Annotated in this window: 14 protein-coding genes; 13 read left to right on the top strand and 1 reads right to left on the bottom strand. The window is 60.8% G+C overall.

Translation table 11 applies throughout. From position 1 onward, the window contains the following. Positions 1 to 29: 29 nt before the first annotated feature. Positions 30 to 2,858, bottom strand: coding sequence for a TonB-dependent receptor domain-containing protein (locus GM655_RS09845; RefSeq protein ID WP_229632495.1), 2,829 nt, complete (start codon positions 2,856 to 2,858; stop codon positions 30 to 32). Between the two features lie 537 nt (positions 2,859 to 3,395). On the opposite strand from GM655_RS09845, the gene GM655_RS09850 reads away from it, so the two are divergent. The 13 genes from GM655_RS09850 to truB all read left to right on the top strand — a co-directional run bounded on the left by GM655_RS09850 (position 3,396) and on the right by truB (position 21,252). Beyond that, positions 3,396 to 5,219, top strand: a complete 1,824-nt coding sequence (locus GM655_RS09850; protein ID WP_155434496.1) for an ABC transporter substrate-binding protein — start codon at positions 3,396 to 3,398, stop codon at positions 5,217 to 5,219. A gap of 10 nt (positions 5,220 to 5,229) precedes the next feature. After that, positions 5,230 to 6,168: an ABC transporter permease gene (locus tag GM655_RS09855; protein WP_155434497.1), complete on the top strand. Its 939-nt coding sequence runs from the start codon at positions 5,230 to 5,232 to the stop codon at positions 6,166 to 6,168. After that, a complete protein-coding gene (locus GM655_RS09860; protein WP_155434498.1) occupies positions 6,165 to 7,307 on the top strand; it encodes an ABC transporter permease in 1,143 nt (380 codons plus the stop codon). Before GM655_RS09855 ends, GM655_RS09860 begins: the two co-directional genes overlap by 4 nt. Positions 7,308 to 7,399: 92 nt before the next feature. Continuing rightward, positions 7,400 to 9,085 (top strand): ABC transporter ATP-binding protein, encoded by a 1,686-nt coding sequence (locus tag GM655_RS09865; protein ID WP_371866786.1) that lies wholly within the window; start codon positions 7,400 to 7,402, stop codon positions 9,083 to 9,085. 51 nt (positions 9,086 to 9,136) lie between these two features. After that, a complete protein-coding gene (locus GM655_RS09870; RefSeq protein WP_155434499.1) occupies positions 9,137 to 10,099 on the top strand; it encodes a VTT domain-containing protein in 963 nt (320 codons plus the stop codon). A gap of 300 nt (positions 10,100 to 10,399) precedes the next feature. Next, positions 10,400 to 11,425 (top strand): glucokinase, encoded by a 1,026-nt coding sequence (locus tag GM655_RS09875; RefSeq protein ID WP_155434500.1) that lies wholly within the window; start codon positions 10,400 to 10,402, stop codon positions 11,423 to 11,425. Positions 11,426 to 11,683: 258 nt separating this feature from the next. After that, the gene (gene scpB, locus GM655_RS09880; protein ID WP_155434501.1) at positions 11,684 to 12,460 is read left to right on the top strand and encodes an SMC-Scp complex subunit ScpB; all 777 of its coding nucleotides are present in this window, start codon (positions 11,684 to 11,686) and stop codon (positions 12,458 to 12,460) included. Beyond that, entirely contained in the window at positions 12,447 to 14,600 is a 2,154-nt protein-coding gene (locus GM655_RS09885; protein ID WP_155434502.1) for a pseudouridine synthase, read from the top strand. The genes scpB and GM655_RS09885 overlap by 14 nt, the downstream gene beginning before the upstream one ends. 285 nt (positions 14,601 to 14,885) lie before the next feature. Beyond that, a complete protein-coding gene (gene rimP / locus GM655_RS09890) occupies positions 14,886 to 15,374 on the top strand; it encodes a ribosome maturation factor RimP (protein WP_155434816.1) in 489 nt (162 codons plus the stop codon). After that, positions 15,371 to 16,936, top strand: a complete 1,566-nt coding sequence (gene nusA, locus GM655_RS09895; protein ID WP_155434503.1) for a transcription termination factor NusA — start codon at positions 15,371 to 15,373, stop codon at positions 16,934 to 16,936. Before rimP ends, nusA begins: the two co-directional genes overlap by 4 nt. A gap of 46 nt (positions 16,937 to 16,982) precedes the next feature. Continuing rightward, positions 16,983 to 19,832: a translation initiation factor IF-2 gene (gene infB, locus GM655_RS09900; RefSeq protein WP_155434504.1), complete on the top strand. Its 2,850-nt coding sequence runs from the start codon at positions 16,983 to 16,985 to the stop codon at positions 19,830 to 19,832. A gap of 74 nt (positions 19,833 to 19,906) precedes the next feature. Further along, entirely contained in the window at positions 19,907 to 20,320 is a 414-nt protein-coding gene (gene rbfA / locus GM655_RS09905; protein WP_155434505.1) for a 30S ribosome-binding factor RbfA, read from the top strand. An 11-nt stretch (positions 20,321 to 20,331) separates the two neighbouring features. Then, positions 20,332 to 21,252, top strand: coding sequence for a tRNA pseudouridine(55) synthase TruB (truB, locus tag GM655_RS09910; protein WP_155434506.1), 921 nt, complete (start codon positions 20,332 to 20,334; stop codon positions 21,250 to 21,252). The last annotated feature ends 47 nt before the right edge of the window (positions 21,253 to 21,299 follow it).

Consider the following 21,299-nt stretch of genomic DNA (forward strand, 5'->3'; position numbering starts at 1 on the left):
ACCTGAGCGAACTCAGGCACTAGCAGGCATTAGAACTTGTAGTTACCAACCAGATAGATCTGACGACCCAGCGGATCAGCATAACGACCGTCGTAACCGGACTGGTTACCACCACCGGCGTTGCGGATGGTGAATGGCGGATCGATGTCGAACAGGTTCTTCACACCGGCAGTCAGCGTGAACTTCTTGCTGAAGGCCATTTTGGTCTGCCAGTCGATGGTGGTGTAGGACGATACGCGGCGTTTGAAGGCCACGGTGTCACCCTGGCTACCATCGGAGTTCAGCACGTTCACAACGCTGTCGTCTTCGGTGTACACCTGGTCGGTGTAGCCGGAGTGGTAGTTAGCCGTGATCGCGTGGGTGAACTTGTCGCTGGTTTTCAGCGAAGCGGTCAGCTTGGAAACCCAGCGGAAGGTAACTTCCGAGTAGGAGTTGAAGCGGCCGATGTTTTTCTCCAGACCTGTGCCCGGGGTATCCTGCTCGGCTTTGGACATGAAGGTACCAGTCCATTGCACGTTCAGCTTACCGAAAGCGGTCGAAGTTTTATAGGTGTGATCCCAGTCGATACCCTGGTAGTGCGAGCTGGCCAGATTGAACGGCGTCAGCGCGGCGGCCAGCACGTTCTGTTTCTGGATAGGGTCGTAGTAGCTGCGCAGCAGGCTGTCGTAGACCTTAGGATTATTGAACACCACATCTTCCGACAGAGTCTGGATCTGGTTGGTCAGTTTCACGTCCCACAGATCGAAGCCGATCGACAGCGCAGGGATAGGTTCCAGACGGAAGCCCAAGGTGAACTGTTTCGACTCTTCCGGTTTCAGCGCGCCAGCGCCGGTGGCCGCATTACCGCCAGTCAGCAGGTTGTATTCCGACGAACCCGGGTTGCACAGTGGGAAGCGTGGATCCGTGGCCGAGGTGATCGGGCAGGCGTGGAACTGCGAGGAACCGCCGTTTACCAGTGGTTTGACGATGTTGGTCAGGGTCGGAGCCTTGAAGCCGGTGCCGTAGGAGCCGCGTACCAGCAGCGAGTCCATAGGATTCCAGCGCAGCGCCAGTTTGTAGGTGGCTTTGCTGGCCGATTCACCCTGTTTGCCCGGAGCGATCAGGTTGCCGGCGGTGTCGAAGTTCTTGTCGTTGGTCACGGCGCTGAAATCGTCGTAACGGGTCGACATGGTCAGGTCCATGCGCTTGGCCAGTGGCAGCAGCAGCTCGGCATAAGTACCCCAGTTGGTACGGTGGGCATCGATCGGCAGCGCACCGGCACCGCCACCAACGATGGCGTCGGTGAAGTCAGGCTGCTGCACGTTCTGGCCTTGCGAGTAGGCATCCGGCGCTTCCGAATACTTCTGCTTGGTGTAGTCGGCGCCCACAGCCAGCTGGGCTACGCCGGCAGGCATGTTGAACAGTTCGGTCGAACCGCTGACCTGGAACATATCGATCTTGGACTTGGTTTCGCTGAACTGGTTGTGCAGCACGGCTGGTGCCAGCACATCTTTCGAGTTGCCCGGTGCCGCAAACGGATCGAACTTGCCGGAAGCGACCAGCGCGTCGAAGGCGTTCAGACTCATGTAGCCGCCTGCTGCCGTATCGGTCTGGGTGTTTTCCGAGTGGGTGTAGGCTGCGCGGTAGTCGATGCCTTTGAACGAACCGTCGACGCCGAAGGCCAGGTGGCGTGCTTCGGTTTTGTATTCGTCGGCACGGCCGCCCGCATCGGCCAGACGCAGGTTCATGGTCACGCTGGTGACCGAGTTAGGATCGATGCCCAGACGCGACAGGTAAGGCAGGATGGATTTCTTGTACAGGGCGCTGCCGACCGGAATGCCCAGTGGCTGGGCTGGTGGCGCGTACTGTGCGGTGTTGCTGAACGACGAGGCCAGTGCTTCAGCGAAGAAGTTGGTGTCCTTGTTGATTTTCAGGTTCAGCGAGCCGAAGCCGGAATTACGTTTCAGGCCAGGTACGTCTTCCACCGTAGCGGCGTAATCGAACAGGCAGCGGTTACCCACGTTGAACAGGTTAGGGCCGTTGCACTTGCCGCTCGCGAGGAAATCAGGACCGAACGATTTGCTGGTGGCGACGCCGGCTGCGGTCTTGTATTTAACCGTGGCGTTGCCCGGAATCGAGTTCGAGCTGAGCTGGTACAGATTGTACTGTTTGCCATTGTCCCAGAACGGAATCACGCCGCTCTTGGAGAAACTACGCTCGCTCGCATACATGGCCTTGCTTTCGTCATGCGAAGCGGACAGCAGGATGTTGTAGCCGTCGGTTTCCAGATCGCCCCAGCCTTTGGAGATGGCGATGTTGCTGCTCGAGCCGGAATTGCTCTTCTGCGGAGTGTTGTAAGTGCCTTCGATGATGGCGTCGGTCTGGTTTTTCTTCAGGATGAAGTTGACCACGCCGGCAATCGCGTCCGAACCGTACAGGGTGTTGGCGCCGTCGGTCAGAATTTCTACGCGCTCAACGGCGGCCAGCGGAATGCTGGCCAGATTGACGGTCGAACCGGAAGTTGCCGGGGCCAGACGACGGCCGTTCAGCAGCACCAGAGTGTAGCCTTCGCCGATAGCGTGGATCGAGGCCGTCTGCAGACCGCCGCCGCCGCCGTTGACCGACATCGACGAGGTGGTGAAGCCCTGCATCGAAGGCAGCGAAGCGACCAGATCGGCCACGGTGGTGGCGCCGCTCTGTTCGATCTGCAGTTTCGACAGGGTTTGCACCGGCAGTGCGCCTTCAGCGCTGATGCGCTTGATGCTCGAGCCGGTAATTTCGACGCGCTGGATAGGTGCGTCGGCGCTGGTCTGTGCAACTGCCGCGTGCATGCCGAAGGCCAGACCACTGGCGCAAATCAGGCGTACAGAGCGGGACAATACAGTTTCAACCATCATTATGTTTGCTCCCAATTTAAAACGGGTGTGAATGTGTTTTTTTATATCGGTGGGGTAAGCACCTGGCGGCGAAAGACAGCCTGCTTCTTTCGTCCATGACCCATCTGAACAGTCGCTCGTAGTGCTGTCAATGCAACTACTTGCATCCAGATATTAAGAAGGCATCATTGAATATACGGCAATAATGCGCACAAAAATGGTGAGAAATCGCTCTAATTTGGTGCGTGGGGCAAACTTGCTTCGCGAAAGATTGAGTGAAAGTCAAATTGGCAGGGAAAATATGGTGGTAGGCGTCAATGATGCACTATTTTGGTGCGGTGCAAAATTTATGATACAAATGTAAAGTTATTGGGTGTGTTACTTTTACGCGACAGTAGAAATTCCCATGGGAAACAGTGCGATCAGCCTGTTTGATGCGCCGCCGGGCCGGTCCGTTCGGGCTGCTTCAAACAGATGCTGTCTGGCGGCGCCAAAGTAAGGTATCGTTCCAGCACCTGTTCGAGTTGTCCGAGGAGAAATATGCTGGGTCCCCGTTCGCTGGCCCGTGTGGTAGCCGTCGTTTGGGCTTGCTGCTGGGCTGGTGCCGCCATGGCGGCAGCGCCCGTGAAGACTTTGCGCTACATCCTGCCGGCGGCCGAAGCCAGCCTGGATCCGGCCCAGGGGCGCGACCTGTACACCGGCCATATCACCGAAGCCATCTTCGAAACTCTGTACACCTATGACTATCTGGCCCGGCCCGTGCGGCTGGCGGCGCAGACGGCGGCAGCGCTGCCGCAAGTCTCGGCCGACGGCCTCAGTGTACTGATCCGGCTCAAGCCCGGCATTTATTTCACACCCGATCCGGCCTTCGGCGGCCAGCGGCGCGAACTGACGGTGGCCGACTACCTGTACTCATGGAAGCGCCTGTTCGATCCGCAACTGGCTTCGCCGAATAGCTGGCTGCTGGAAGGGCGCATCGTCGGACTCGACGCGCTGGCAGCCGAAGCCAGGCAGCGTGGCCGCATGGATTACGATGCCGCCGTGGCCGGTTTCGAGCAGCTGGACCGCTACACTCTGCGTCTGCACCTGACCCGGCCCGATCCCAGCCTGGGCATGATACTGGCCTATGAACCGCTGGCTGCCGTGGCACGCGAAGTGGTGCAGCGCTATGGCGACGCCAAGGGCGAGGTGGCCAGCCATCCGGTCGGCACCGGCGCCTACCAGTTGGGCAAGTGGGTGCGCGGCAGCCGTATCGTGCTCGATGCCAACCCGGGCTATCGCGACGAGCGCTGGGATTATGCCGCCAGCGCCGACGGCAGCGCGGCCGATGCCCGCATCGTGCGCCAGATGCAGGGCAAGAAAATTCCCCAAATAGCGCGCATCGATATCAGCGTGCAGCTGGAAGACCAGTCGCGCTGGCTATCTTTCACCAGCGGCGCGACCGACCTGTTCTGGCTGGACGGGCCGCTGGCCCCGCGCGCCATCCTCGACGGCAAGCTGCGGCCCGAACTGGCGGCGCAGGGCATACAGCTGCAGCGCATCGTCGATCCCGTGCTGACCTATTACTACTGGAATATGCAGGATCCCGTGGTGGGCGGGTTCAGCAAAGAAAAGATCGCCTTGCGCCGCGCCATCGCCATGGCGCATGACGTGGACGAAGAAATCCGTCTGCTGCTCAATGGCGAGGCCGAGCGTCTGGCCATGCCGGTGCCGCCCGGCGTGGCCGGCCACGATCCGGCCTACCGCAGCCTGCTGCAATACGATCCCGTGCTGGCCAACCAACTGCTGGACCGCTACGGCTACCGCAAGGGTGCCGACGGCTGGCGCACCCTGCCCGATGGCAAACCGCTGGTGCTGCACTATACCTCGCGCAGCGAAGCGGCCGGGCTGCAGATGGCCGAACTGTGGCGCAAGACTTATACCCGGCTGGGCATACGGATGGAAAGCCAGCGCATGATCTTCAGTGACATCCAGCAGGCCGAGCAGCTATGCCAGCTGCAAAGCCGCACCTATCAGTGGATGGCCGATTATCCGGACGGCGATAATTTCATGCAGCTGTTCTACGGTAAGAATATCCATCAGAATAACAATGGCTGCTACCAGGACGCGCAGTACGACCGCTGGTTCGAAGCCAGCCGGGCACTACCGCCGGGACCGCAGCGCGATGCCCTGTACCGCCAGATGGCGCGCCAGCTGGAAGTGCAGGCAGCGGCCATGCCGGCCTACACGCGCTACCGCAGCATGCTGGCGCAACCAGCCGTGCTCGGGTATAAACGGCATCCCATCCTGCATCAGGAATGGAAATATCTGGATATCGAGCGCAAGGATAAAAATGAGGATGGCGCAATGAAGGTGGTGAAATAATGGTGGGACCATGCTGGCCTATATAGTCAGGCGTCTGGGGCAGATGCTGCCCACTATGCTGGGCGTGGTATTGCTGCTGTTCATCCTGTTCAACTGGGTAGGCGGCGATCCGGCCTATCTGCTGGCCGGCAAAATGGCGAATGCGGAAAGCATCGCCAATATCCGCCGCCAGCTCGGCGTGGACCAGCCTTACTGGGTGCAACTGGGCATTTTCCTGCGCCAGATTGTTACGCTGGACTTTGGCCTGAGCTGGGCCACGGGCGAACCTGTGGGGCAGATTATCGCGACGCGGCTGGGGCCATCGCTGACGGTGCTGCTGCCGCTGACGCTGCTGGAAACGGCGCTGGGCATTGCGCTCGCGCTGGCCATCGCATTCGTGCGCGGCTCGCTGACGGACCGGCTGGTGATGGTCGTCTGCACGGTCGGCATGTCGGTCAGCATCCTGGTCTACATCATCGTGTTCCAGTACCAGCTAGCCTACAAGCTGGGGCTGTTCCCCGTGCAGGGCTGGGGCGAGCAGCTCGGCGATAACCTGCTGCGCTATGCCAGCCTGCCCATCCTGATCGGACTGGCCGTGTCGATCGCGCCCACGCTGCGCCTGTACCGCAGCTTTGTGCTCGACGAAGTGGGGCAGGACTATGTGCGCACGGCGCGCGCCAAAGGGCTGGGCGAAGGCCGCGTGATGTGGCTGCATGTGCTGCGCAATGCGGCCATCCCCATCCTTACCCATGTGATGGCCAGCCTGCCGTCGCTGTTGATCGGTGCCTTCCTGCTCGAGCGCTTCTTCGGCATACCGGGCATAGGGCGCGAAGTGATACTCGCCGTGGAGCGCAGCGATTTCCCCGTCATCAAAGCCATCACCGTGTATGTGGCGCTGGCCACCATGTTGGTGAATTTGCTGACTGACCTGCTGTATCAGGCACTCGACCCACGGGTGCGGCTGTCATGATGGCGACCCATATCCACACGCCCGGCCTGTGGCTGCTGGCATGGCGCCGCTTGCGGGCCGACCGCTTGGCCATGGGGGCGCTGGCCGTGGTGCTGGCATTTCTGCTGGTCTTGCTGCTGTCGGCCTGCGGTCTGATCGTGGCAGACTGGGAGCAGGAAGTGGCTGTCAGCTACGCTCCGCCCAGTTGGGCCAGCGGCGCCACGGCGCCGCCGGCAACTGCATCAGCGTCGTTGGCTGGCGCGGTTGCGGCGCGCGCTACTGCTGCTGATACGGCGACTGGCGCTGCTGGAGCTGTCTGGCGCGACAACCCCTACGATCCGCTGGCGGACGATATCCGTGCTTTGCGCGCCGCAGCGTTGCCCATGTATGGCGTGGTCGATCCGCTGGCCGACGATCTGGCTCAGTTGCGCGCTGGCACAGGCGCCAACAGCGGCGCAGGTGCTGGCACGGTGCGGCTGGCGACACTGCCGTTCGGTGCCGACAAATGGGGCCATGATGTACTGAAGAAGACCATCAAAGGCGGTGAAACCTCAGTGGTGGTAGGGCTGGTGGCGGCCCTGCTGGCGGTGGCGCTGGGCACTTTGCTAGGGGCGCTGGCCGGCTACTGGGGCGGGCTGGCGGATGCGCTGCTGAATGGCCTGTACAACATATTCACGGCCATCCCTTCCGTACTGATGATACTGGCCGTGGCCGCCGTGCTGCAGCAGAAAGGCGTACTGACCATCGTGCTGATATTGGGCCTGACGGGATGGACCGGCCCTTATCGCCTGATCCGCGCCGAATACCTCAAGCACAAGGGACGCGAATATGTGCTGGCAGCCGATGCCATCGGCGCCAGCCACTGGCGCCGCATGTTCGTGCATATCTTCCCCAACGTGAGCCATGTGGCACTGGTGCAGCTGTCGATACTGGTGGTGGGCTTCATCAAGGCGGAAGTGGTGCTGAGCTTCCTCGGCTTTGGCGTGCCGGTGGGCGTGGTGTCGTGGGGCAGCATGCTGAATGAAGCGCAGAATGAACTGATCCTCGGCCGCTGGTGGCAGCTGACAGCGGCCGCACTGGCCATGGCCTTGCTGGTCACGGCATTCTCGCTGCTGACCGATGCGCTGCGTGATGCACTCGACCCCAAGGTGAAATTTTGAGCGCGCCGCAGTCTAAGGCGCCATTGTCGGCAGCGGCGCCATTGCTGGAAATCCGCGATCTGCGCGTGAGCTTCCGTAGCGATGGCCGGCACATGACGGAAGTGGTGCATGGCGTGTCGTTCAGCGTGGCGCCGCGCAGCACGGTCGCGTTGGTGGGCGAATCGGGCAGCGGCAAATCCGTCAGCGCGCTTGCCGTGATGGGCTTGCTGCCGGCAGAGAGTAGTGCGGTGGCTGCTACCAGCAGCATATGCTACGGCGGGCGCGAGCTGCTGGCGCTGGATCGCGCCGAACGCCGGGCCTTGTGCGGGCGCGAGATCGCGATGATTTTTCAGGACCCCATGTCCTCGCTCAATCCCGTGCTCACGGTGGGTACCCAGATCGGTGAAGTGCTGCGTCTGCATCTGGGCATGAGCCGTGCGCAGGCGCGCCAGCGCACGCTGGAACTGCTGGACGAAGTGGGCATTGCCGATGCGGTGCACAAGATCGATAGCTATCCGGGCCAGATGTCGGGCGGCCAGCAGCAGCGCGTGATGATTGCCATGGCGATTGCTTGCGAACCGCGTCTGCTGATTGCCGATGAACCGACCACCGCGCTCGATGTGACGATACAGCAGCAGATCATCGAACTGCTGGCGCGCCTGCAGCAGCGGCGCGAGATGGCGGTGCTGTTCATCACCCATGATCTGGGGCTGGTGGCACAGATTGCTGACACGGTGGTGGTAATGCGTCACGGCCAGGTGCGCGAAACGGGGCCGGCGATGGCTGTGCTACAGCAGCCGCAGGATGAATACACGCGTGCCCTGTTGCGCTGCCGCCCTGTGCTGGGTCAGCGTCCCGCGCGCCTGCCCGTGATCGGCGACCAGCTGATGCTGCCAGACCTGATCGCCGTACCGGACCTGCCAGCCACGCTAGCGTCGGCGTCGTCCGCCGGCGTGCTGGATGCACCAGCCTTGCCAGCGCAAGCACGACCTGCCGCTGTGCCGGAAGCCGCGCCGCTGCTGGTGGTGAACCATCTGAGCAAGCATTACCAGTTGCGCGATGGCTGGTGGCGCCAGCGCGAGTTCCGTGCCGTGGATGATGTGTCGTTCACGCTGGCGCGTGGCCAGACGCTGGGCGTGGTGGGCGAATCGGGCAGTGGCAAAACCACGGTCGGGCTGATGCTGCTACGTTTGCTAAAGGCGAGCAGTGGCAGCGTGCTGTTCGATGGGCGCGACTTGCTGGCTTTGACGGCGCGCGAGTTTCAGCCATACAAGCGTCGCATCCAGATCGTGTTCCAGAATCCCTATGCCTCGCTCAACCCCCGCTTCACGGTAGGCCAGATTCTGCTGGAGCCGTTGCGTATCCACGGCATAGGCGATAGCGCAGCCGCACGGCTGGCCATGGCGGCCAGTCTGCTGGACAAGGTGGGCTTGCCGGCCAGCGCTCTGCAGCGCTACCCGCACGAGTTCTCCGGCGGCCAGCGGCAGCGCATCGCCATCGCCCGCTGCCTGACGCTGCAGCCGGAAATCCTCATCTGCGACGAATCCGTTTCGGCGCTCGATGTATCGGTGCAGGCGCAGGTGCTCAACTTGCTCAAGGATTTGCAGCAGGAGCTGGGCCTGTCCTACCTGTTTATCTCGCACGATCTGGCGGTGGTGCAGTACATGTCCGATCAGGTGATGGTGATGCAGCAGGGCAGGGTGGTGGAACTGGCGCCGGCGGACCAGTTGTACCGCCAGCCGCAGCACCCTTACACGCGTACGCTGCTGGCCGCCATTCCGGGCCACGCGAGTCGCTAGCCGCCGCGCGGGCGCGAAACGGCGCGCAGGAATTTGAGATAAGATAGCCGGATGGCCAATCTCATACTCTTATTGCAGGAATACGGCGTGCTGATCGTGTTCGGCGTGGTACTCGTCGAGCAGATCGGCTTGCCCATCCCTGCCTTTCCCATCCTGATCGTGGCGGGCGCATTTGCCGTGGACGGTGGCATCAGCTGGCCGGCCGCGCTGGCCGTCAGCCTGCTGGCCTGCTTGATCAGCGACTATTTCTGGTTCCGTGCGGGCCGCTATTTCGGCAAGCGCATCCTGCGCCTGCTGTGCCAGATTTCGCTGTCGCCCGATTACTGTGTGAGCCAGACGGAAGACAATTTCAACCGCTGGGGTCCGAAGGCGCTGGTGGTGGCCAAGTTCATCCCCGGTTTTAATACTATCGCGCCGCCGCTGGCTGGCGCGCTGGGTACTTCGAATGCCACTTTCCTCGGCTTCAGCGTGGCCGGTGCCCTGCTGTGGAGCGGTAGCGGGATCGCGCTGGGCGCGGCCTTCCATACCCAGATCGATCAGGTGCTGGACATCCTCAACACCATGGGCTCGACGGCGCTGATGGTGCTGGGCGGTCTGCTGGTGCTGTTCATCGTGTACAAATATGTGGAGCGGCGGCGCTTCCGTCAGGCGGTCGATATCGAACGGCTGACGGTGGAAGAACTGAAACGCCTGCTGGCGCAAGGCCACCAGCCCGTGCTGGTGGATGCCCGTAGCGTGACGGCCCAGTTGCTCGATCCGGCCGTGCCGGGTGCACTGGCTTACAACGGCGGCGACCCCATCCCCGAACTGGCGGCGCTGGACAAGGACCACCCCATCATCGTGTACTGCAGCTGCCCCAATGATGTAACGGCCGCGCAGGTGGCCAAGCATCTGGTCAGCCATGGCTTCCACCGTGCCCGTCCTCTGCTGGGTGGCCTTGATGCGTGGAAGGCGGAATTCGGCGCTGACCAGTCCGTTACTGGCGGCACCGGCAATAGTGCTGCCGCGCACTAGACAGCGCCCGCCCTCCGCGCTGTAGCAGTAATACCAGTGCACTCGCCGCGCCAGCGGCAGCACTACCTTTTCCGTTTGATGAACTCTGCCCGCGCCCTCAGCGCGGGTATTTTTTTGCCGCGCCGTGTTTCCTCAGGGAATTCCTACGCGGGCTGAAGTAGTAGTCATACTACGTAAAAAATATCCCGGATCGTGGTTTTATGTGGCATGACGCAGTTATGTGTACTAAAACTACAAAGAATTCTTGCGTCTTACTAGTAAAATACTTTAAGCTTAGGGATCAACTCATTTCGATCTATCATGACAGCTCAGTCCCTACAAACGCCTCCCATTCAGACCACTGCGACGGCCAGTGGCCCGCGTCTGCTGGCGGACATCGGTGGTACCAATGCGCGCTTTGCACTGGAAACTGCTGCGGGCAAGATAGAAGCGATCGAAGTGCTGGCGTGTGCTGCATACCCGACCCTGGCCGCCGCCCTGGTCGCGTATCTGGCATCGCCCGCGGTGGCGGCAACCGGCGTGGCCGGTATCCGCCACGGCGCCATCGCCATCGCCAATCCTGTTACGGGCGATATGGTGCGCATGACCAACCACCACTGGGAATTCTCGATCGAAGCGCTGCGCCGTGAAGTGAATTTCGAAACGCTGGTCGTGGTCAACGATTTCACGGCACTGGCCCGTTCGCTGCCACAGTTGTCGGCTAGCCAGAAGCATCAGGTGGGCGGTGGTGTGGCCGTGGATGGCGCGCCGCTGGGCCTGGTGGGTGCCGGCACGGGCCTCGGTGTCTCCGGTCTGATTCCGGGCAAGGATGGCTGGACCGCGCTGCTCAGCGAAGGTGGCCACGTGACGTTTGCACCGGCCAATGCGCTGGAAGTGGCCATCCTGCAGTACGCATGGAAGGAATTCGACCACGTTTCTGCCGAACGCCTGATTTCCGGTGTGGGCATAGAACTGATTTACCGCGCGCTGGCGCACCATACCGATATGCCGGCCGAGCCGCTGGCGGCTGCCGAAATTTCGCGCCGCGCACTGGCGGGCGAATGCACGCTGTGTGATGAAACCATCGAAGCGTTCTGCTGCATGCTGGGTACGGTGGCCAGCAATCTGGCCATTACGCTGGGCGCGCAGGGCGGTATCTATATAGGCGGCGGCATCGTGCCCAAGCTGGGCGCGCGTTTCGACCGCTCGGGTTTCCGCGCCCGCTTCGAAGCCAAAGGCCGTTTCAGCAACTATCTGGCGCAGGTGCCGACCTGGGTGATTACGGCCGAATATCCGGCATTTGTTGGCGTTTCGGCAATTCTGGCAGAAAAACTGGCCGCCGTCTGAGGCGCAGCGAGCAGCCCTGAGCCGATATTTCGCTGGCGCGACATGCGCGTAGAGGCGTTTTATCAGGTACAATTCATCAATCTGTCAGAAATACTGCTTCTGGTATCAACTGGCATGTCCCTCTGTCCCACCCGGCGCCCAGCGCGGGTGTCGGAAAAACAGCTTCAGCGAGTATTCCAGCCGGCAGCGTTGCGCTGCCCCGCCTCACTGAATGTGATTGATTTCTTTCTTGCATGAAAATGCAACCACAAGATAGCTATGGATACAGCTGAGGCTAAACGAGTCCTCGAAACGGCTTTGCTATGCGCCCAGGAGCCTTTGTCGATTCACAGTTTGAAAAAACTGTATGTCGAAGTCGATGATCAGGGGCGGCCACGTGGTCCCGGTATCGGGGCGGATACCATCAAGGAAATGCTGGAAGAATTAAGGCAGGACTGGACCGGCCGCGGTATCGAGGTGGTCAGTCTGGCGACGGGATGGCGCTTCCAGAGCCGTCCGGAAATGCGTTTGTATCTGGATAGATTAAATCCGGAAAAACCGCCTAAATACACGCGGGCAACGCTGGAAACGCTGGCGATTATTGCGTATCGCCAGCCGGTAACGCGCGGCGACATCGAGGAAATCCGCGGTGTGGCCGTCAACTCGCAGACCATCAAGATGCTGGAAGACCGTGGCTGGGTGGATGTGGTGGGCTACCGCGATGTAGTCGGCCGGCCAGCTTTGCTGGGCACGACCAAGCAGTTTCTTGATGATCTGGGACTCAATTCGCTGTCCCAGCTGCCACCGTTGCAGCAAATTAGCGAGCAGCAGGGTAATGGTCCGGATCTGGAAGCGCTGGAAGCAGCCCTGCAGGATAACTTTGATAAAGCGGCGCAGAGCGCCGTAGCTGCCGCTGGCAGCGCAGGTGAGGAAGCTGTGGCGCAGGACGCTGCGGCCGACCACCCGCAAACCAGCCACGATGTAACGACATTTTCTGCGCCCGATGTAACGGTTGACGCTGAGCACAACCCAGAAACGAATAATGAACAAACCTAATTCCCCAGAGACAGTCCAAGACGTCGCGCCGGCAGCCGCCGTCGCCAAGCCTAAGCGCCGCACCAAGGCGCAGATCGAAGCCGATGCTGCTGCCGCTGCTGCGGACGGTGCAGCACCTGCTGCCAAGCCGCGCCGCACCACCAAGGCCAAGGCCGATGGCGGCGCTGATGGCGTAGTGGTCGCCAGCGAAGGTGCCGTAGTGGCGTCGGTAGCGGCTGCTCCGGTGAAGAAAACCCGTGCCAAAGCAGCGCCGGTAGCGGCAGAAGGTGGCGAAGCTGCGCCGGCCAAGGCGCCGCGTGCACGCAAGCCTGCGGCCAAAGCGGCTGGCGATGCATCGGCAGCGGCTGTCGTGGCTGCACCAGCGCCGACGGTGTCGGCGGCTGCTGCGAGCGAAGCGCCGGCGAGCGCCGCTGGCGCGCAAGCTGAAGCCGCACCGGCCGGTCGTGGCCCGCGCGGCCCGCGCCAGATGCGCGAGCAGCGTGCTGTGCGTCAGGCCCAGCAGGCACAGGCGCAGGCAGAAAAAGTGCAGGCCGCTGGTGGCGAAGCAGTCGCGGAAGCGGCTGTAGTCGAAGCGCCTGCCGCTGCGCCAGCCAAGGAAGGTGGTAAGCCACGTCACGAACGCGGCGAGCAGCGTAACAACAACCGTAATGGCCGCAAGGGCAAGCATGGCAAGCAGCGTGGCCAGCAAGGCGCCGGTGCCAAGGCGAATGACGCCGACGCAGCCTTCTCCTACGTGACGTCGGATGCCTTCGATAGCGACGAGCCAGTCAAAGGCCGCCAGCAGCAGAAGGCCGTACGGCGCGATCTGACGGCGGATGACGATGCGCCCAAGCTGCACAAAGTGCTGGCCGAAGCGGGCCTGGGTTCGCGCCGCGACATGGAAGAACTGATCGTGGCGGGCCGCGTGTCCGTCAACGGCGAGCCGGCCCACATCGGCCAGCGCATTTTGCCGACCGACGCGGTGCGTCTCAATGGCAAGCTGATCCAGCGCCGCGTCAGCAAGAAGCCGCCGCGCGTGCTGATCTACCATAAGCCAGCCGGCGAAATCGTCTCGATGGACGATCCGGAAGGCCGTCCATCCGTATTCGACCGCCTGCCGAGCATGAAGGCCGGCAAATGGCTGGCCGTGGGGCGTCTGGACTTTAATACCGAAGGTCTGCTGCTGTTTACGACTTCCGGTGATCTGGCGAATCGCCTGATGCACCCGCGCTACTCGATCGACCGCGAATATGCCGTGCGTACGCTGGGCGTGCTGGAAGAGGGTATGCGCCAGAAGCTGCTGGCCGGTGTCGAGCTGGAAGACGGTCTGGCGCAATTCTCCAAGATCGCTGACGGTGGCGGCGAAGGCATCAACAAATGGTATCGCGTGATCATTGGCGAAGGCCGTAACCGCGAAGTGCGCCGTATGTTCGAAGCGATCGGCTTGACCGTGTCGCGCCTGATCCGTACCCGCTACGGCGCGATGACGCTGCCGAGCAGCCTGAAACGCGGCCGCTGGGAAGAGCTGGAAGAAAATGCCGTGCGCGCCATGATGTCGGCCTACGGTGTCGAGAAAAAGGCCACGGACGGTGCGGCTGCGCCGGCCGGCCAGCGTGGCGGCAAAGGCCCGCAGCAAGCCAAGCCAGCCCAGAACAAAGGTCCGGAAAAGCGTCCGCAGCGCGGCCGTGGTGCCGAGCGCGACGATCTGGACGATGATTACGACGACGAAGACGAGCCTAACTTCAACCGCGCCGATCTGAGCAACGCCAATGCGCTGCCGTTCGCCAAGCCGGCCCGTTCCGGCGGCCGGGGCGGCAATGGAAATGGCGGTGGCCGTGGCGGTAATGGTGGCGGCAATGGCAATGGCCGTGGCGGCCAGAGTTCGGGTCGTCCGGGTGGCCGTCCGCAGGGTATCGGTGCCTATGCCGGTGGTCGTCCGCTCGGCGAAGCGCCAGGTCCGCGTGCGCAAGGTCAAGGCCGTGGTCAGGGGCAGGGTGCTGGCAATGGCGGCAAAGGTGGTAAAGGTGGCAATAAAGGCCCGCGTCAGCCCGACCCGCTGCAAACCACCTTCGGCTTTGCCAGTGCCGGTGCACCTCGTCGTGGTCAGGAGTCGCGTGGCGGCGCCAGCGGCCATGGCATGCCTCGCCGTCGCAAAGGCTGATCCGGAGTCTGCCGGAACGGTGTGAAAACCCGCTCCGGCACGGCCAGATGCCGCTTGTAACGCTCATTTAGCCTGATTTTGCACGGAAGCCGTTATTGCGGCGCAGTGCAGATCAGGTTATAATGAGCAGCCTAATAAAAGTTCGTTGCAGTGCATCCTGTAACAGCGCTTTCATCTGGCTAGGTAGTACAAGAAGATGGGCAGATGCCCATTTTTTTTTTGGTGAACCGTTTTGAATGGTCTATTTTTGTTAAGTTGGAAATAGACTTTAATCTGGAGAATTTCTTGCAGCTGCCGGAATTAATTGAAAAGACCGTTGCTGGTCTGGGCTATGAGCTGGTTGATGTCGAGCGGGGCGAGCGCGGGATTTTGCGCGTCTTTATCGATTTCAGCGCTGCCGACGCTGAAGAAAAAGGTCCGATTACCGTCGAGGATTGCGCGACGGTGAGTCACCAGTTGTCGCACGTGCTGACGGTCGAGAACGTGAATTACGAGCGTCTCGAGATCTCGTCGCCGGGGCTGGATCGCCCGCTGCGCAAACTGGCTGATTTTACGCGTTTTGCCGGTAGCGAAGCTATCATCAAACTGCGCGTAGCCATGCCGGGTACGAACAACCGGAAATCGTTCCAGGGGATCCTGCAGGAACCTCAGGGCGAGAATTTGTCGTTGGAATTTGAGAGTAATGAAGGTCCGGCGCTGTTGGAGTTTACGCTCGCCGATATGGATAAGGCACGCCTGGTGCCGCAGGTGGTTTTTAAGGGACGCAAAGCATGAGTCGCGAAGTTTTGTTATTGGTAGACGCGCTGGCGCGTGAGAAGAACGTCGATAAAGATGTGGTTTTCGGCGCGCTGGAATTCGCGTTGGCGCAAGCCACGAAGAAACGCTATGAGGGTGAAGTGGACATCCGCGTTTCGATCGACCGCGAGTCGGGTGAGTTCGAATCCTTCCGCCGCTGGCACGTCGTGCCTGACGAGGCAGGTCTGCAACTGCCGGATCAGGAAATTCTGCACTTCGAAGCCAAGGAACAGATTCCTGACATCGAAGTGGACGACCACATCGAAGAACCGATCGAATCCGTGGAATTCGGCCGCCGCTTCGCCCAGGACACCAAACAGGTGGTCCTGCAGCGCGTGCGTGACGCCGAGCGCGAACAGATTCTGGTCGACTTCCTCGAGCGCGGTGATTCGCTGGTGACCGGCACCATCAAGCGTATGGAACGCGGCGATGCGATCGTCGAGTCGGGCAAGATCGAAGCCCGTCTGCCACGCGATCAGATGATCCCGAAAGAAAACCTGCGTATCGGCGACCGCGTACGTGCTTACATCCTGCGTATCGACCGCAATATGCGCGGCCCGCAAGTGATTCTGTCGCGTACCGCTCCGGAATTCATTTCCAAGCTGTTCGAGCTGGAAGTGCCGGAAATCGAACAAGGCATGCTGGAAATTAAATCGGCAGCACGCGACGCTGGCGTACGCGCCAAGATCGCCGTCTACACGGCAGACAAGCGTATCGATCCTATCGGTACCTGCGTCGGTATGCGCGGTTCGCGCGTACAGGCTGTTACCGGCGAACTCGGTGGCGAGCGCGTTGACATCGTACTGTGGTCGGAAGATCCGGCCCAGTTCGTGATCGGTGCACTGGCTCCGGCCAATGTCTCGTCGATCATGGTCGATGAAGAGAAGCACGCCATGGACGTGGTGGTGGACGAAGAGAATCTGGCCATCGCCATCGGCCGTTCGGGTCAGAACGTGCGTCTGGCTTCCGACCTGACGGGCTGGAAGATCAACATCATGACGGCCGAAGAATCGGCCGACAAGGCAGCCCAGGAAACCGCCGCGATTCGCGCGCTGTTCATGGAAAAACTCGATGTTGACCAGGAAGTGGCCGACATTCTGGTAGAAGAAGGCTTTGCCAGCCTGGAAGAAATCGCTTACGTGCCGATCTCCGAAATGCTGGAAATCGAATCGTTTGACGAAGAAACCGTCAACGAACTGCGTACCCGCGCCCGTGACGCTCTGGTCACCGAAGCGATTGCTTCGGAAGAAGGCCTGGAAGGCATGGACGAAGCGCTGGTCGGTCTGGAAGGTATGGACCGCATCACCGCCGGCAAGCTGGGTTTGGCCGGTATCAAGACGGTGGCAGCATTCGCGGGTCTGGCCTACGACGAATTCGGTGCCATTCTGGCCCTGTCGTCCGACCGCGCCCGTGCATTGATTAAGAATGAATTTGAAGATGTGACCGACGATGAGATGAAGTTGGTTGACTCGAAGTACGACGATCGTGCCAAAGGCCTGCAAGCCAAGGCATGGGGTCTAGTCGAATCTGCAAAGGCTTAATTTGAGTATCTTTATCATCTCCGCGACACATAGAAAAGAGGACTGAATGGCGAGTAACAACGTAGCCCAATTTGCCACCGAACTGAAGATGCCTGCAGATTTGCTGCTGACGCAGCTGCGTTCTGCCGGCGTCGAAAAAAGTTCGACGTCAGATCCATTGTCGAAAGATGATAAGGATAAGCTGCTGGAACACCTGCGCCGTACCCACGGCGCCTCGGGTGAAACCGAGAAGAAGAAAATCACGCTGACGCGCAAAGAGACCACTGAAATCAAGCAGGCCGATGCCAATGGCAAGGCCCGCACGATTCAGGTCGCCGTCAAGAAAGTGCGTACCTTCGTGCAGCGTGACGAACCTGCAACCACCGCACCGGCAGCCCCTGCCGCACCGGTGATCGACGCCGCCGAAGTGGCCCGTCGCGAAGAAGAAGCGCGCAAACAGGCGGAGCTGATCGCGCGTCAGGAAGCGGAACTGCGCGAGAAGCAGGAACGTCTGGCCAAGCTGGAATCGGAAAAAGCAGCGCAGGCGAAAGCCACTGCCGAAGCCGAAGCCAAGGCCAAGAAAGATGCTGAAGCGGAAGCCAAGAAAGCTGCTGCGCAAGCTGCTGCTGCGCCAGCCGTGAACGACGCGGCCGAGCAGGAGAAGAAAAAAGCCGCGGCTGAAGAAGCCCGCAAGAAAGCCGAACTGGCTGCCAAGGAAGCCGCTGAAAAAGCTGACGCAACCGAACGCGCCCGTAAAGCCGTGGCCGATGAAGTGGCCCAGATTAAAGCCATGATGAACGCGCCACGTCGCGCCATCAAAGCACCTGAGCCAGCGCCTGCGCCAGTCAAGCCGAAAGCACCGGAAGGTACGCTGCACAAGCCAGCGACCACGCCAGCTGCTGCGGCCAAGCCGGGCGACAAACCAGCCGACAAGAAAGCCGGCGGCAACGACAAGAAATCCATCAAGTCGGCCAATGTGGCTTCGACCTGGAACGACGACGCGCGCAAGCGTGGCGCGCCAGGTGGTAGCAAAGGCCGTGGTGCCGGTGCTGGTGCAGCCAGCACGGGCCGCGATAGCTGGCGCGGTGGCAAGGGCGGCGGTCGTCGCAACGCCCATGCGGAAGAACGCGAAAGCAACTTCCAGGCACCGACCGAAGCGGTCGTCAAAGACGTGTACGTCCCGGAAACCATCACTGTGGCCGAACTGGCGCACAAGATGTCCGTGAAAGCGTCGGAAGTGATCAAGCAGCTCATGAAGCTGGGTCAGATGTGCACCATCAACCAGGTGCTGGACCAGGAAACGGCCATGATTCTGGTCGAAGAAATGGGCCACAAAGCCTTTGCAGCCGAGATCGACGATCCGGAAGCACTGCTGGCAGATCAGGGTGAGCACGCTCACTTCGAATCCGTGCCACGTGCACCAGTCGTCACCGTGATGGGTCACGTTGACCACGGTAAGACCTCGCTGCTGGACTACATCCGTCGCGCCAAAGTGGCCTCGGGTGAAGCAGGCGGCATTACCCAGCACATCGGTGCATACCACGTGGAAACCCCGCGCGGCATCATCACCTTCCTCGATACCCCGGGTCACGAAGCGTTTACCGCGATGCGTGCACGTGGTGCCAAGGCGACCGACATCGTGATTCTGGTGGTAGCAGCCGACGACGGCGTGATGCCACAGACCAAGGAAGCGATTTCGCACGCCAAGGCTGCCGGTGTACCGCTGGTGGTAGCAATCAACAAGATCGATAAACCGGGCGGCAACGTGGATCGCGTGACGCAGGAACTGGTGGCCGAACAGGTTGTGCCGGAAGAATACGGTGGCGATTCGCCATTCGTGCCAGTGTCGGCGAAAACCGGTGCTGGTATCGATGCGCTGCTGGAACAGGTACTGCTGCAAGCCGAAGTGCTGGAACTCAAAGCACCGGTAGAAGCACCTGCCCGCGGTCTGGTGGTTGAAGGCCGTCTGGATAAAGGTAAGGGTCCGGTTGCCACCATACTGGTGCAGTCGGGTACGCTGAAGCGCGGCGACGTGATTCTGGCTGGTTCCTCGTATGGCCGCGTGCGCGCCATGCTGGACGAAAACGGCAAGCCTATCGGCGAAGCCGGTCCTTCGATCCCAGTCGAGATTCAAGGTCTGACCGAAGTGCCGCAAGCCGGTGAAGAAGTCATGGTTATGGCGGACGAGCGTAAAGCTCGCGAGATCGGTCTGTTCCGTCAAGGTAAGTTCCGTGACGTGAAACTGGCCAAGCAGCAAGCTGCGAAACTGGAAAACATGTTCGACCAGATGGCCGAAGGCGAAGTGAAGAACCTGCCGATGATCATCAAGACCGACGTGCAGGGTTCGCAGGAAGCGCTGGTTGGCTCGCTGCAGAAACTGTCGACCTCGGAAGTGCGCGTTCAAGTGGTGCACGCTGCAGTCGGCGGCATTACCGAATCGGACGTCAATCTGGCCGTGGCATCGAAAGCCATCATCATCGGCTTCAACGCCCGTGCCGATGCACAGGCACGCAAGCTGGCCGAGTCGAACGGCGTGGATATTCGCTACTACAACATCATTTACGATGCGATTGAAGAAGTGAAAGCCGCTATGTCGGGCATGCTGGCACCGGAAAAACGCGAAACCGTTACCGGTCAGGTGGAAGTACGTCAGGTCATCATGGTTTCCAAAGTGGGCGCGATTGCCGGCTGTCTGGTTACCGATGGTGTCGTCAAGCGTACCTCCTCGGTTCGTCTGCTGCGCAACAACATCGTGGTGTGGAGCGGCGAGATCGACTCGCTCAAACGCTTCAAGGACGATGCGAAAGAAGTTCGCGCCGGTCTGGAGTGCGGCCTGTCGCTGAAGAACTACAACGACATTCAAGTGGGTGACTCGCTGGAAGTGTTCGAAGTTCAGGAAATCGCTCGTACGCTGTAATCCGCGCACTGGGCAGTACTGGTAAAGTGGACGGGGGCAAACGCTCCCGTCCACTTGCCGTTTATGGAATCATCATGGCAAAACATAGCAAAACCATCCCACAGCGCGGTCAGCGCGTGGCCGACCAGATCCAGCGCGATCTGTCGGAAATCATCGCTTTCGAACTGAAAGATCCCCGCATCGGCATGGTCACGCTGACCGAAGTGCAGCTGACGCCTGATTACGCGCACGCCAAAATTTTCTTCACCCTGCTGAAAGACAGCAAAGAACAGGTGAAACAGACGCTGGACGGTCTGACCGCTGCGGCCGGTTTCATGCGCAATCAGCTGGGCAAGCGTCTGCACATCCACACGCTGCCAGCGCTGCACTTTGTGCACGATATGTCCACCTCGCGCGGCATGGAACTGTCGGCCCTGATCGATCAGGCCAACAGCACCCGTTCGCTCGATGATGAAGGCGATGGCGCCGATAAAGCTGCTAGCGAGTAAGCCGCGCCGCAATGAAACCTATGTCTCCCAAGAAGGTCCGCGATCTGGTGGACGGCGTGCTGCTGCTCGATAAACCGGTAGGTTTTTCCAGTAACGACGCGCTGATCAAAGCCAAACGCATCCTGAATGCCAAGAAGGCCGGCCACACCGGCACGCTCGATCCGTTTGCCACGGGCCTGCTGCCGCTGTGCTTTGGCGAAGCCACCAAGTTCTCGCAGGACTTGCTGGAAGCCGACAAGACTTATGAAACCACCGTCCATCTGGGTGTGACCACCGATACCGGTGATACCGAAGGTGTGGTGATCGACACCCGCTCCGTGGCGGTGACGCTGGAGCAGATCGAAGCCGTGCTGGCGCAGTTCCGTGGTCCCATCGCGCAGGTGCCGCCCATGCACTCGGCGCTCAAGCGCGACGGCAAGCCGCTGTATGAGTATGCGCGTGCCGGCATCACGCTGGAACGCGAGGCACGCAATGTGGTGATCCATGAGCTCAAGCTGGTGTCATATGAAGCGCCGTTCCTGAAACTGGTGGTCACCTGCAGTAAGGGCACGTATATCCGCGTGCTGGGGCAGGACATCGGTGCCGCACTGGGCACGGGCGCACACCTGCAGGCATTGCGCCGCACGCAGGTCGGTGCGCTGACCACGGCAGGCATGCTGACACTGGAAACGCTGGGTGCACACGCTGCACCGCTGTCGCTGCTGGCGCCCGTCGATGCGCTGCTATCGAGCTTTCCCGCCGTGCAGCTGACGGCGGAACTGGCCAAGCGCTTCCTCAATGGCCAGCGCCTCGCACTAGGCAAGGAACAGATCGCGTTGCCGCCTGAACAGGGCAGGGTACGCGTGTACCTCGATGCCAAGCTGCTGGGCACTGCCCAGCTCGGTGAATACCAGATCCTTGCACCGGAGCGCCTGATCGCTTTTACCCAATAAACCCGGGGCTCGCCCCGTGCAATACAGCCAATTCGGCAACTCTTTGA

It is taken from the genome of Pseudoduganella danionis (genome assembly GCF_009720775.1).
Classification (GTDB): domain Bacteria; phylum Pseudomonadota; class Gammaproteobacteria; order Burkholderiales; family Burkholderiaceae_D; genus Rugamonas; species Rugamonas danionis.